The sequence below is a fragment of the Streptomyces sp. NBC_01341 genome, from assembly GCF_035946055.1.
In the GTDB taxonomy this organism is placed as follows: Bacteria; Actinomycetota; Actinomycetes; order Streptomycetales; family Streptomycetaceae; genus Streptomyces.
In genome coordinates this window covers 3,312,650-3,325,794 of record NZ_CP108364.1, presented here as the reverse complement: position 1 = coordinate 3,325,794, position 13,145 = coordinate 3,312,650, and the positions used below count along the sequence as shown (strand labels likewise).

At 73.7% G+C, this 13,145-nt stretch carries 12 protein-coding genes; 4 read left to right on the top strand and 8 right to left on the bottom strand.

Going from position 1 to position 13,145, the window contains the following annotated elements:
* Window positions 1–89 precede the first annotated feature (89 nt).
* The 3 genes from OG206_RS14480 to OG206_RS14470 are packed head-to-tail and all read right to left on the bottom strand — an operon-like array spanning window position 90 to window position 3,060.
* A complete protein-coding gene (locus OG206_RS14480; protein WP_327116043.1) occupies window positions 90–971 on the bottom strand; it encodes an ABC transporter ATP-binding protein in 882 nt (293 codons plus the stop codon).
* Window positions 968–2,053, bottom strand: a complete 1,086-nt coding sequence (locus OG206_RS14475; RefSeq protein WP_327116041.1) for a FecCD family ABC transporter permease — start codon at window positions 2,051–2,053, stop codon at window positions 968–970. Before OG206_RS14475 ends, OG206_RS14480 begins: the two co-directional genes overlap by 4 nt.
* A complete protein-coding gene (locus OG206_RS14470) occupies window positions 2,050–3,060 on the bottom strand; it encodes a FecCD family ABC transporter permease (RefSeq protein WP_327116039.1) in 1,011 nt (336 codons plus the stop codon). Before OG206_RS14470 ends, OG206_RS14475 begins: the two co-directional genes overlap by 4 nt.
* 177 nt (window positions 3,061–3,237) lie before the next feature.
* On the opposite strand from OG206_RS14470, the gene OG206_RS14465 reads away from it, so the two are divergent.
* Window positions 3,238–3,855 carry an HAD family hydrolase gene (locus OG206_RS14465; protein ID WP_327116037.1) on the top strand — a complete coding sequence of 206 codons (618 nt, stop codon included), beginning with the start codon at window positions 3,238–3,240 and terminating at the stop codon, window positions 3,853–3,855.
* A gap of 113 nt (window positions 3,856–3,968) precedes the next feature.
* Here OG206_RS14465 and OG206_RS14460 read toward each other — a convergent pair whose 3' ends face one another.
* A complete protein-coding gene (locus OG206_RS14460) occupies window positions 3,969–4,205 on the bottom strand; it encodes a hypothetical protein (RefSeq protein ID WP_327116035.1) in 237 nt (78 codons plus the stop codon).
* Window positions 4,206–4,370: 165 nt separating this feature from the next.
* Here OG206_RS14460 and OG206_RS14455 point away from each other — a divergent pair, with 165 nt between their 5' ends.
* Window positions 4,371–4,754 carry a cold-shock protein gene (locus OG206_RS14455; protein WP_327116033.1) on the top strand — a complete coding sequence of 128 codons (384 nt, stop codon included), beginning with the start codon at window positions 4,371–4,373 and terminating at the stop codon, window positions 4,752–4,754.
* A 34-nt stretch (window positions 4,755–4,788) separates the two neighbouring features.
* On the opposite strand, the gene OG206_RS14450 is transcribed toward OG206_RS14455, so the two are convergent.
* Genes OG206_RS14450 through OG206_RS14435 form a run of 4 tightly spaced genes read right to left on the bottom strand, consistent with a single transcriptional unit; the run spans window position 4,789 to window position 8,346 of the window.
* Window positions 4,789–5,685 (bottom strand): 1,4-dihydroxy-6-naphthoate synthase, encoded by an 897-nt coding sequence (locus tag OG206_RS14450; RefSeq protein WP_327116031.1) that lies wholly within the window; start codon window positions 5,683–5,685, stop codon window positions 4,789–4,791.
* Window positions 5,666–6,376 carry a futalosine hydrolase gene (locus tag OG206_RS14445; protein WP_327116029.1) on the bottom strand — a complete coding sequence of 237 codons (711 nt, stop codon included), beginning with the start codon at window positions 6,374–6,376 and terminating at the stop codon, window positions 5,666–5,668. Before OG206_RS14445 ends, OG206_RS14450 begins: the two co-directional genes overlap by 20 nt.
* Before the next feature lie 26 nt (window positions 6,377–6,402).
* A complete protein-coding gene (locus OG206_RS14440) occupies window positions 6,403–6,885 on the bottom strand; it encodes a DUF2771 domain-containing protein (RefSeq protein WP_327116027.1) in 483 nt (160 codons plus the stop codon).
* A gap of 27 nt (window positions 6,886–6,912) precedes the next feature.
* Window positions 6,913–8,346: an MFS transporter gene (locus OG206_RS14435; RefSeq protein WP_327116025.1), complete on the bottom strand. Its 1,434-nt coding sequence runs from the start codon at window positions 8,344–8,346 to the stop codon at window positions 6,913–6,915.
* Between the two features lie 441 nt (window positions 8,347–8,787).
* Between OG206_RS14435 and OG206_RS14430 the strand changes: the two genes are divergently transcribed.
* On the top strand, window positions 8,788–9,720 hold the full coding sequence (locus OG206_RS14430; RefSeq protein ID WP_327116023.1) for a DUF3027 domain-containing protein: 933 nt from the start codon (window positions 8,788–8,790) through the stop codon (window positions 9,718–9,720).
* Window positions 9,721–9,886: 166 nt separating this feature from the next.
* Window positions 9,887–13,063, top strand: coding sequence for a sacsin N-terminal ATP-binding-like domain-containing protein (locus OG206_RS14425; RefSeq protein ID WP_327116021.1), 3,177 nt, complete (start codon window positions 9,887–9,889; stop codon window positions 13,061–13,063).
* Window positions 13,064–13,145 lie beyond the last annotated feature (82 nt).

Here is a 13,145-nt window from a genome sequence, read left to right as displayed (position 1 = left end):
CGCCCGGGACCGCGGACGGCCCTCAGCGCGGTGTACGGCACCGGAACGGCCTGTGGGGCGCGGACCTGACACCGCGCCCCACAGGCATGTCAGAGCGCCTTGTCGGGGGCGGCCGGAGCGGGAGTCCAGGGCGCGCCCGGTACGACGAGCGGTGAACCCGTGACGGGGTCGGGGACGATGACCGCTTCCAGCCCGAAGACCTCGCGGACGAGGTCCGCCGTGACGACATCCCCGGGCCTGCCCTCGGCGACGATCCGGCCCGCCTTCATGGCGACGAGATGATCGGCGTAGCGGGCGGCCTGGTTGAGGTCGTGGAGCACGGTGACGACGGTGCGCCCCCGGGTGCCGTCCGCCGCGGGTGTGGCGAGCCGCCGCACCAGGTCGAGGACCTCGACCTGGTGCGCGATGTCGAGATACGTCGTCGGCTCGTCGAGCAGCAGCAGATCCGTGTCCTGGGCGAGTGCCATCGCGATCCACACGCGCTGGCGCTGACCGCCGGACAGCTCGTCCACCGGCCGGTCACCGAGCGCGGTGACGTCCGTGCGCTCCATGGCCTCCGCGACCGCCCGCTCGTCCGCCTCCGACCACTGCTGCCACCACCGCTGGTGCGGCTGCCGGCCACGGGCCACCAGGTCGGAGACGGTGATCGCCTCGGGTGCGACGGGCGTCTGCGGAAGCAGCCCCACCGACTGCGCGATGGTGCGCGTCGGTATGCGGGAGAGTTCCGTGCCGTCCAGGAGCACCGCCCCGCCGGCCGGCTTCAGCAGCCGCCCCATCGCCCTCAGCGTCGTCGACTTGCCACAGGCGTTGGGCCCGACGATGACCGTCACCCGGCCGTCCGGAACGGCCAGGTCCAGCTCGTGCACGACGGTGCGGTCCTCGTACGCGAGCGTCAGGGACCGCGCGGTGAGCCTGGACGTGGACGGGGGCGCGTCTGTGGCGGTGGCGTCCCTGTGGCCGGTCGTGGTCATGCGTTGCCTCCATTACGGCCGCGGTGACCGCGGATGATCAGCCAGATCAGATACGGGGCGCCGACCGCCGCGGTCAGCACGCCCACGGGGAGTTCGGTGGGGGAGAAGAGCCTGCGCGCCAGCAGGTCGGCGAAGACGACGATCACAGCGCCCAGCAGCGCCGAGGACAGCAGCGGGATCTGCGCCGTACGCGTCATCCGGCGGGCGATCTGAGGCGCGAGCAGGGCCACGAAGTCGACCGGCCCCGCGGTCCCCGTGGCCACGGACGCCAGGACGACCCCCAGGGCGACGAGCCCCAGGCGCACGCGGCCCAGGCGTACACCCAGCGCCGTCGCGGTGTCGTCGTCCATCGACACGGTGCGCTGCGCCCGCGCCGCCCACAGCACGGCGGGCAGGAGGGTCAGCAGCGCCCAGCCGATCGGCGCCGCCTCGTGCCAGCCGCGGCCGTTCAGGGAACCCGTCATCCAGATCTGCGCCTGCTGGGCGACCAGGTAGTCGCCCTTCGTCAGGAAGAGGGTCGTCACGGAACGCAGGGCGATCGCGAAGCCGATGCCGATGAGGACGAAACGGGTCGCGTGGAGCCCGCCGCGCCAGGCGAAGACGTACACCAGCGCCGCCGCGGCGATCCCGCCCGCGACGGACAGGTAGGGCAGGACGCTGTAGGAGGTGAGGCCGAAGGTCATGGCGCCGACCGTGAGCGCGCTCGCGCCCTGGCTGATGCCGATGATGTCGGGGCTGGCGAGCGGGTTGCGGGCCACCGTCTGGATCAGCGCGCCGGCGATCCCGAACGCCGCGCCGACGAGCAGCCCGACCACCATCCTGGGCATCCGCAGCGTGCCCACGACCAGCTCGTCGGGCGACGGCCTGCCGAGGACGACCTTCACGACCTCGCCCGGCGCGACGAAGCTCTCGCCGACGCAGAGGTACGCGACACAGACGGCCGCCAGCACGACGACGAGGGCCGCCGCGACGAGCGATGCCCGCCGGTGGACCAGGAAACGGGCCCGCTTCCCGATCCGTACGACGCCGTAACCGGCCGGGCGTACCGGGGGGCGTACGGGTACTGCCGTGTCCGCGCTCATGCGGGGGCCGCCTTCCGGCGTACGAGGGTGACGAGGAAGGGCACGCCGATCAGCGCCGTCATGACGCCGGCCGGGACCTCGCCCGGCGGTAGCAGCACCCGGCCGACGACATCGGAGACGAGGAGCATCACGGGGCCCAGGAGGGCCGCCATCGGCAGCACCCAGCGGTGTCCGCCGCCCACGATCGCGCGGGCGATGTGCGGCACCGCGAGGCCGACGAAGGCGATCGGCCCGGCTGCCGCGACACCCGCGCCGGTGAGCACGGTCGCCCCGATACCGCCGACGATGCGGACGGCCGCCACGTTCTGTCCCAGGCCCTTCGCGACGTCGTCGCCGAGAGCCAGCGCGTCGAGACCCCGAGCCACGGACACCACCAGGACGGTGCCGACCAGCAGGAACGGCCAGATCCGCTCCGCGACCTCGGCCTCGCGGCCGGAGATCGACCCCACCTGCCAGAAGCGGAACTCCTCCAGCGCCGACGCCTTCGTGGTCAGCACCGCCATGGTCACGGACACCAGCAGCGCGTTGATCGCGGCCCCGCCGAGCGCCAGCTTGACGGGGGTCGCGCCGCCGCGCCCGCGTGAGGCGATGGCGTAGACGGCGACCGACGCGACGGCGGCACCCGCGAACGCGAACCACACGTAGCCGGTGAGGGTGTGGACTCCGGCGTACGCGATGGCCAGGACGACCGCGACCGAGGCGCCCTGGCTGATGCCGAGGATGCCCGGATCTGCGATGGGGTTGCGGGTGATGCCCTGGAGCACCGTCCCGGCGAGGGCCAGGGCGGCGCCGACCATCAGGCCGATCAGGGTGCGCGGCAGCCTCAACTGCCGGATGACGTCGGCGGCCTCCGTGTGCCCGCCGTGCAGGAGGGCGTCCACGACGGCGGACGGCGCGATGGTCCGCGCCCCCACGGCGAGGCTGAGCAGGACGGACAACAGGAGTGCGAGGACTGCCACGGCTATCGCGAGCGCGCGTCGGGACAGGCGGGGTGCTGCGGCGGCCATCGGAACCAATCGGGGGAGCGGGCCAGGGGGGGGAGGAGCGGCATTACGAGGTAAGGCTTGGCTAAGTCTATGTGTGGCTCCTACACCCGGACAGCGCGCCTCCGACCTTTGCGGTGGGCGGCAGGGGCAGGCGGGGCTTTCGGCCGGGGTGTTCGGGGCACTCGGCACAATGGCCTCATGCCCTCACACACCTTGACGGTCGGCTTCGACCTCGACATGACGCTCATCGACTCCCGGCCCGGGATCAGGGCCGCCTACGAGACCCTGGCGGCCGAGACGGGTGTGTACATCGACACCGACCTGGTCGTCAGCCGGCTCGGGCCGCCCCTCGAGGACGAGATGGCCAACTGGTTCCCGGCCGGGGCGATCGCGGAAGCCTGCGACCGCTACCGCGCGGTCTACCCGGACCGGGCGATCACCCCGACCACGGCGATGCCCGGTGCCCGGGAGGCGGTCGAGGCGGTCCAGGCGCTCGGAGGGCGGGCCATGGTCGTGACCGCCAAGTACGAGCCGAACGCCAAGCTGCACCTCGCGCACCTCGGCATCGGTGCCGACCTGCTGATCGGCGGGCTCTGGGCCGAGGGCAAGGCGGCCGCGCTCCTGGAGCACGGGGCCCGGATATACGTCGGCGACCACATCGGGGACGTGCGTGGGGCGCATGCCGCGAGCGCCCTGTCGGTGGGTGTCACGACCGGGCCGTGCGACGAGAAGGAGCTGCGGGAGGCCGGGGCCGAGGTGATCCTGCCGGACCTCACGGCGTTCCCCGACTGGCTGCGGACCTTCGCGGCGTCCTGACGGCCGCCGGTGGGACGGGCCACCGAAGGGCCGGGGGACGGCCCGATTCGCGCCAATGTCCGGCAGGTGCGCGGACCCCTCCCGGAGCCGGTCCCCCGTCGGGTTCCGGCCCGCTACCTCGCTGTGGCGCGCTTCGGTGAGTTCTTCCACACCGACCGCACCACCCCCGCGGCGGCGATCAGGAAGCCCAGTCCCATCAGCATGCACACCGCGTAGGCGGCGGACGGGAAGGGGTCGGTGCCGAGGAACAGCGGGGCCACGGTGACCAGTGTGGCCAGCGCGCCGATGAAGAAGACGATCGCGCCGACCTGTACGAGCCGGTCGCCTGCGCCGGAAGGAGTAGTAGTCACCCGGCCAGGGTAGTTCCCAGCTCGGTGGAACCGTTCGGCGACGCCTTGTGTCCGGCCCCAGGGCCACTAGCCTTGGACATGGCGGGTCGGAGACCCGCCGTACCGCTATTCGGAGCCGGTTCGCGGCTCTCCCGCACAACGACGAGTACGAGGACGAGGACAGACGTGCCCACGGGTAAGGTCAAATGGTTCAATTCGGAAAAGGGCTTCGGCTTCCTTTCGCGCGACGACGGCGCGGACGTGTTCGTCCACTCCTCCGTACTCCCGGCCGGCGTCGAGGCCCTCAAGCCCGGTCAGCGCGTCGAGTTCGGCGTGGTCGCCGGACAGCGCGGTGATCAGGCGCTCTCCGTGGTGATCCTCGACCCCACCCCGTCCGTGGCCGCCGCACAGCGGCGCAGCCCCGACGAACTCGCCTCCATCGTGCAGGACCTGACGACGGTCCTGGAGAACATCACGCCGATGCTGGAGCGGGGCCGCTACCCCGACAAGGCATCGGGGGCGAAGATCGCGGGTCTGCTGCGGGCGGTCGCCGACCAGCTCGACGTCTGACGTAGGGCCGGGCCCGTCGGGCCCGGCCCCGCCGTCAGCGGCCGGTGAAGGCCAGGGCGTCCGGGCCGAGCGCGGGCACGAGCCCCTCGGCCGCCGCACGGGTCAGCAGTCCGCGGATCGCCGCGTAGCCGTGCTCGCCGAGGTCGGCGGTGAATTCGTTGACGTACAGCCCGATGTGCTGGTCCGCCACGGCGGGGTCCATCTCCTGGGCGTGCTCCAGGACGTACGGACGTGACTGCAGCGGGTCGTCCCAGGCCATGCGCACGGAGGTGCGGACCGACTCCGCGAGCCGCTTCAGGGTCTCGTCGCCGAGTGAGCGCTTGGCGATGATCGCCCCGAGGGGGATCGGCAGGCCGGTGGTGAGCTCCCAGTGCTCGCCCATGTCGGCCAGGCTGTGCAGGCCGTAGTTCTGATAGGTGAAGCGGGCCTCGTGGATGACGAGCCCGGCGTCCACCCGGCCGTCGCGCACGGCGGGCATGATCTCGTCGAACGGCAGGACGACGATCTCGCCCACACCGCCCGGCACGACCTCGGCGGCCCAGAGCCGGAACAGGAGATACGCCGTGGAGCGCTCGCTGGGCACGGCGACGGTCTTTCCCGTCAGGTCCGTGCCCGGCTCCTTGGTGAGGACGAGCGGTCCGCAGCCGCGCCCCAGTGCCCCGCCGCACGGCAGGAGGGCGTATTCGTCGAGCACCCACGGGAGGACGGCGTAGGACACCTTCAGCACGTCGAACTCGCCGCGCTCGGCCATGCCGTTGGTGAGGTGGATGTCGGCGAAGGTGACGTCGAGTGCGGGCGCGCCGGGGACCCTTCCGTGGGCCCAGGCGTCGAAGACGAAGGTGTCGTTCGGACAGGGCGAGAAGGCGATCCGGAGGGCCGGCTGCGAGGCGCCGTCGGGGTCGGGCGCGGTGTCAGTCACTGTGTCGGTCATGCCGGTTCCAACTTTCCACTACGTGTGCGGTCTTCCCGAACGCCTCGGTCAGCGCCGCCAGGGCGTCCCCGATCCGCCAGGCCGCACGGTCGCGCGGCCCCACGGTGTTCGAGACGGCCCGGAGCTCCAGGGCCGGCACGCCGAGCCCGGCTGCGGCCTCCGCGACGCCGAAGCCCTCCATGGCCTCGGCGACGGCTCCGGGGTGCGCGGCCAGCAGGGCCGCGGTGCGGGCCGCGCTGCCGGTCACGGTGGATACGGTGAGCACGGCGCCCGTCACCGCGCCGGTGGCCTCCGCCACCTCGCGTACGAGCGTGCCGGGCGGCAGGAAGGTGTCCCTGCCGAATCCGAGACCGGTGACGGGCACGAAGCCGTCCGGGGTCTCGGCGCCGAGGTCCGCGGCGACGATGCGGGTCGCCACGACGAGGGAGCCGACGGGGGCGGCGGGGGCGAAGCCGCCGCCGATGCCCGCCGACACGACGAGCGCGTACGGCTCGGAGGCGGGCGCCGAGGCCAGGGCGAAGGCGGTGGCGGCCGCTGCGGCCGCCGGGCCCGCACCGCCCGCGACGACGTCGAACGGCCCGGCGCGGTGCAGCCGGGCGCCGGGCACCTCGCGGACCTCCGGGTCGTCCCCGAAAGCACGCGTGACCGCGTCCCGTTCGGCCGGGACGGCGGTCACGACGAGCACCCGCACGGTGGTGGTCCAGGAGGTCAGGGGGATCAGGAGGTCTTCTTGAGCTCGAAGTGCCAGACGCCGGTGAGCTTCTGGCCCTTGGTCTCGACGATGCTGATCTGCGTCTTGGACGCGGTGGTCTCGCCGGTCTGGCTGGCGAAGAAGGCGCTGCCGGGGATCGACCGGTAGGTCTTCTTGTACGGCTCCTGCTCGGCCTGCTGGCCGTTGATGAACAGGGTCCAGCCGTTGTCCGCGATCTCGGGGTCGACGCCGAAGCGGACCTTGTCGTCCATCGCGACCTTGACGGACTTCTCCGCCTTCTTGTTCAGGCAGCCCTGGATCTCGGACTCCTTGAGGGCCTTGCCGTCGTTGTAGCAGGCGGCCTCGGTGCTCACCGAGTTGTCGCCGACCGTCACGGTGGCGAGCGGCGTCGGCTTGTCGCAGGCGGACAGGACAAGGAGTCCCGCGGACACGGCACCGAGGGCGACGCCGATTCGACGGCCCTTACCGGAGAAGAACGCAACGGTCATGGGCCGAAGGTTATCGGTCGACGCCGCTCACGCGACGCGGGGGTGCGGTGAGCCGCGCCGCGCGGCCGTCAGGAGACCCCGTACGGAGGCGGCGGCGCCGAGGGCGAGGAGCCCTGCGGCGACGGACATGCCGAGTACGCCGTTGAGGGGGAGGGCGATACCGATCGCGCCACCGACGACCCAGGACATCTGCAGCAGTGTCTCCGACCGGGCGAAGGCCGAGGTGCGGACCTCCTCCGGCACGTCGCGCTGGATCATCGCGTCCAGGGACAGTTTCGACAGGGCCTGGGTGAAGCCGGCGACCGCGGCGAGCGCGGCGACCATCACGGTGCTGAAGAACACCGCGGCGAACACGGCGGCGGCCAGGGCGAGCCCCAGCACCGTCGCGACGATCACCTCGGGGCCGCGTGCCCTGAGCCACGACCCCACCGCCGTACCGAAGGCGTTTCCGGCGCCGGCCGCGACGCCGACGATGCCGAGGGAGACGGCGGCGCTCTGCCCGGCGAGCGGATGCTCACGCAGCAGGAACGCCAGGAAGAAGATGAGGAACCCGGAGAGCGCACGGTGCGCGGCGTTCGCCTGGAGGCCGTGCAGGACGGACGGTCCGACGGACCGCAGTCCCGGTGGTTTCTCCCTGCGCTTCCTGCCGGTCCTCGTGCTGCCGGTCCACCGGCCCCGCTTCCCGGTGTCCCGCGGGGGAGCGGGGCGGGCCGGCTCCTCGTGCGGCGGGACGAGGCGGGCCTTGCGCTCGCCCTTCGCGGAGTCGACCTTGGGGGGCAGGGTGAGGGCGAAGACGGTCCCGCCGAGGAAGATCACACAGGCCCCGTACAGCGGCCAGGGCGACCCGACGGCCTGGAGCCCCGCCCCGATCGGGGCAGCGATGCCCGTGGCCAGCAGACCGGCCAGGGTGACTCGTGAATTGGCCTTCACCAGGGAGAAGCGGGGTGGCAGGAGGCGGGGCACGACGGCGCTGCGGACCACGCCGTACGCCTTGGAGCAGACCAGGACCCCGAGAGCCGCCGGGTAGAGCTCCAGTCCGCCCGTGGCCACCGCCCCGGACATCGTGATCGCGAGTACGGCCCGGGCGAACATCGCGCCGGCCATCGCGGCGCGGCGCCCGTGCGGCAGCCGGTCCAGGAGCGGGCCGACCACCGGGGCGAGCAGGGTGAAGGGGGCCATGGTGACCGCGAGGTAGAGCGCGACGCGCCCGCGGGCCTCGTCCGTCGGCACGGAGAAGAACACGGTGGAGGCCAGCGCCACGGTGATCATGACGTCGCCCGCGCCGTTGACCGCGTGCAGTTCGATCAGCTTGCCGAGCCCGGACTCCCCGGCCCCGTGGGCGTGGGTCGCCTTGCGGATGCCGCGCGCCGTGCCGGTGAACGGGGCGCGCAGGGCACGGCCCATCGCCCGTCCCGCCCTGAGGAGCGGGCCGGATCCGTCGGACGACCTGGCGGCGGCCACGTGGTCATAGTGCCCCACCCTCCGCTGTCACGAACCCATGATCGGGCCGGGGCGCGGCGACGGCCGCTCCGTCGGGTGAGTCCTTCCGGGGTGGTGAATGGCCGGGATGCGCCCCGGTCCCTTACGGATTCCGACCGGTCCCGGCACGTGTCCGAGGCAGGTCCTGAACGGTTGCGGTCCTGTTTTGGGACGGGCAGGTGGGCGCGGGGCGGCGGAGAGGGTAGCGTGCACTCACGCGCCACCGGCGGTTGTTCTTGGCCGCGCGCCTCTCCGCGATCCCGCAGAATGGGTTGCAGAAGGCGCGCCCGAGGCAGGCACAACGGGTGTGGACGTCGACGCGGCCCCCAGGTCCGCTCCGTTCACAACCGTCATGGCCGAAATCGGACATCGATGGAGTCGCTGGCGCGCTCGTGAGACGGCGTATGGAGAGAAGCGAGACCTGTGAGTGCTGCGACGACGCGAAGCCGTACGGCCCGTACCCCCGCCCCTGACCGTCTGTGCGCCGAGGCGGTAGACCTCGCACGCGCGGCGGCGGAGGAAGCCGCCGCGCCCGGGGTGGTGGGTGAGCATGTGGCACTGGTCTCCGAGGGGGACCGGGTCGTCACCCACTATTTCGAGGCCAAAGAGCCCGGTTACCGGGGCTGGCGCTGGGCGGTGACGGTCGCCAGGGCATCCCGCGCCAAGAACGTCACGCTTGACGAAACGGTGCTGCTGCCCGGCTCCGACGCGCTCCTCGCCCCCGAGTGGGTGCCCTGGAGCGAGCGGCTCAGGCCCGGCGACATGGGGCCCGGCGACCTGCTGCCCACCGAGGCGGAGGACCCCCGTCTCGAACCGGGCTGGACCGGCGAGGACGAGCCCCTGCCGAACTCCGCCGTCTCCGAGGTCTCCCAGGAGCTCGTCGCCCTGGTCGACGTGGAGGACGCGGAGCTGACGACGCGGCCCGGGACGAGCCGCGGGTCGATCGCCTCGGTCGCCGACGAGCTCGGTACCCGGCGTGCGCGGGTGCTGTCCCGGTACGGCCTGGGGCTGGCGGCGGACCGGTGGGACGAGGAGTTCGGCGCGAGGACACCGATGGCGCAGGCCGCGCCGGCGTCGTGCGTCACGTGCGCGTTCCTCGTGCCGATGGCCGGCTCGCTGCGGCAGGCGTTCGGCGTGTGCGCGAACGAATTCGCACCGGCGGACGGCCGCGTTGTCTCGCTGGCCTACGGCTGCGGGGGCCACTCCGAGGCGGCTCTCATGCCGAAGCCGGTGAGGCCCGCCCCGCACGCGCTGGACACCATGCGGGTGGACGACTACTCGCTGCGGCCTCCGGAGGACTCCGGCTCGGTCCCGGCCCGGCCGGACGGCACGACCGAGGACCTCGGCCACTCCTGACGTACCCGCGCACCACGGGGTCCGGCGCCAGGCGCCGGGCCCTGCGGCGTGCTGCCGTGCCGGCGCCTCCCGTGGCGGGCGGCGATCACCGTCTTCCCGGTCGCGGTACCTTCGGGCGCACACTTGGCGTCACGGGTCACCGGAAGAGCGGAGTACGAGCGTGGGCATGAATGCGACCGAGGGGGCCGATCCGTTCGGGACGGCGCGACTGCGGCGCGGCGTGCTCGACGCCTGGGGTTCGGGCCCCGCCCGGTTCCGGGAGGACGCCAACGCCGAGGAGGACCTCGTCCTCGGCGGCTACCGCGACCGGCTCGTCGTCGAGCTGGCCCAGAACGCCGCCGACGCCGCCGCCCGCGCGGGCGCACCCGGCCGGCTCCGGCTCACCCTGCACGCGGCGTCCGGGGACAGCCCCGCCGTCCTGGCCGCCGCCAACACCGGCGCCCCTCTCGACGCGACCGGCGTCGAGTCGCTGAGCACGCTGCGGGCCTCGGCCAAGCGCGAGGGCCACGAGTCGGCCGTCGGCCGCTTCGGCGTCGGCTTCGCCGCCGTGCTGGCCGTCAGCGACGAGCCCGCCGTCATCGGGCGCCACGGTGGTGTCCGCTGGTCCCTCGCGGAGGCCCGCGACCTCGCACGGCAGGCAGCCGTCGGCAGCCCGGGCCTCGGCGACGAGTTGCGCCGGCGCGACGGACACGTCCCGCTCCTCCGGCTTCCGCTGCCCGCCGAGGGCGGCGCCCCCGACGGTTACGACACCGTCGTCGTCCTCCCGCTCCGCGACGGTGTGGCCGAGGACCTCGTGGGCAGGCTGCTCGACGGGGTGGACGACGCGCTGCTCCTGACGCTGCCGGGCCTGGACGAGGTCGTCATCGAAACCTCCGACGGCGTACGGACGTTGGGCCGCTCGCAACACGGCCCGTACGTCCACGTCGACGACTCCGCGCACGGTCTGCACCGCTGGCGCACCGTCGCCGCGAGCGGACCCCTGGAGCCCGCGCTGCTCGCCGACCGGCCCGTCGAGGAACGGCTGCGGCCCCACTGGTCCGTGACGTGGGCGGTGCCGGTGGACGACGACGGAGCGCCCCAGCACCCCCGCACGGCGCCCGTCGTGCACGCGCCGACCCCCACTGACGAACCGCTCGGGGTGCCGGCCCTGCTGATCGCCTCGCTGCCGCTCGACACCACCCGCCGGCACCCCGCGCCCGGCCCGCTGACCGATTTCCTGGTGGAGCGGGCGGCCGACGCGTACGCACGGCTGCTCGCCGAGTGGGAGCCCGTGTCCGTCGCCACGATCGCGCTGGCTCCGGGCGTGCTCGGCAAGGGGCAGCTCGACGGCGCGCTGCGCGCCGCCATCCTGGAGCGGCTGCCCCGCGTCGCGTTCCTGGAACCCGCCGCACCCCGCGACCCGTCCGAGTCCGCCGCCCAGTGGGACGACTGGGACGGCGGCGGTGCCCCGCACCGGGGGACGACCGCGCTGCGGCCGGTGGAGGCCGAGGTGGTCGAGGGCGTGGGCGCCGAGACCGTGCGGGTCCTCGCCGAGGTCCTGCCCTGCCTGCTGCCCGCCGGGCTGGAGCGCCGGGTGGAGCTGCGCACGCTCGGTGTCGCCCGGGTTCCGCTGACCGAGGCCATCGACCGGCTGGCCGGGCTGGAGCGCGACCCGGAGTGGTGGCGGCGGTTGTACGACAGCCTGGGCGGCGTCGATCCCGACCGGCTCACCGGCCTGCCCGTACCCCTCGCCGGCTCGGAGGACGTGCCGCGCACCACCATCGGCCCCCGCCAGGTCCTCCTGCCGCTGCCCGACGCGCCGACCGGGCCGGTGCTCGGCCGGCTGGCCCGGCTCGGGCTCAAGGTGGCCCATCCGGACGCCGCGCATCCGCTGCTGGAGAAGCTGGGCGCCCTGCCCGCCACGCCCCGCGCGGTGCTGGGGACCCCGCAGGTCCGGGCCGCCGTCGCGGGTTCCCTGGACGCGGGCGAGGTGTGGGACGAGGACGCGCTGGACGGCGACGAGCTGGCCGAGACCGTCCTCACGCTGGTGCGGGACGCCGGCCTCGCGCCGGGTGACGAGCCCTGGCTGGGCGCCCTCGCCCTGCCCGACGAGGACGGCGAGCCCGCGCCGGCCGGCGAACTCGTGTTGCCGGGAAGCCCGTTCGCCCAGGTGATGCGCGAGGGTGAACTCGCCCTGTGCGACGAGGAACTGGCCGGGCGCTGGGGCGAGCAGCCCCTGACCGCCTGCGGGGTGCTGGCCACCTTCGCCCTCGTGCGCGCGACGGACGTCGTCCTGGACCCGGACGAACTGGAGCCCCGTGACGGTGACTTCGCCGAGCCGGACGACGCCGGGCTGCTCGACGCCGTCGACGTGTGGTGCGAGGACGTCCTGGACCAGCTCCCGGACACCCCGGTGCCGCCGGTCGCCACCGAGCTGGTCGCCGTACGCGACCTGGACCTCGTCGACGACGACGCCTGGCCGCAGGCCCTCGCGATGCTCGCCGAACCCCCGCTGCGCGACGCGCTGACCCAGCCGGTGCGGGTACTGCTCCCGGACGGCACCACGCAGTCGGTGCGCCCGTACACGGCCTGGTGGCTGCGCGACCACCCGGTGCTGGACGGCCGCCGCCCGGCGGGCCTGCGCGCGGCGGGCGGTGACCCGCGTCTGGCGGGCCTCTACGACTCCGTGGACGCGACGGGCTTCGACGACGCGCAGGTGCTGCGGGCCCTCGGGGTCCGGACCTCGGTGGCGGCGCTCCTGGACGAGCCGGGCGGCGCGGCGGAGCTGCTGAGCCGCCTCGCGGACGAGGAGCGTCCCGTGGGCCCCGTACAGCTCCACTCGCTCTACACGGCGCTCGCCGGGATGGACCCCGAACAGGTCACGCTGCCGGACGAGTTGCGGGCCGTGGTCGACGACGAGGTGCGGGTCGTCGACGCGGCGGACGCGGTGATCGCGGACGCCCCCGACCTGCTGCCCCTGAGCGGCGGGCTTCCGCTTCTGCCGGTCGCCCCGGCGCGTGCGGCGGAGCTGGCCGAGATGCTCCAGGTGCGGCGGCTCGGGGAGAGCGTGGAGGCCGCTGTGACGACTGAGGGCGAGGAGCACCGGGTGCCCGATTCCGTGCGCATCCTGCTCGGCGCCGGGACCCCTGAGGTGTACGTCGAGCATTCCGAGCTGCGGGCGGGAGGCGCCGAGCTGGACTGGCGCCGCACCCCGGACGGTGTGGTCCACGCCGCCACGCTGGAGGGCGTGGCGGCCGGGCTCGCGTGGGCGGCCGGTCAGTGGCCGCGACGCTTCGAGGTGGCCGCGCTGCTGGAGGACCCGTCCCGTACGGAGGAGCTGGCCCGGGACCGCTGGTTCGACTGATTCATGTGATCTTCACAGAAAAGCCGTCCGGTCGTACAACCATTCACATGCGAAACCTGTCTGGTCTTTCGAGTCACCAGAC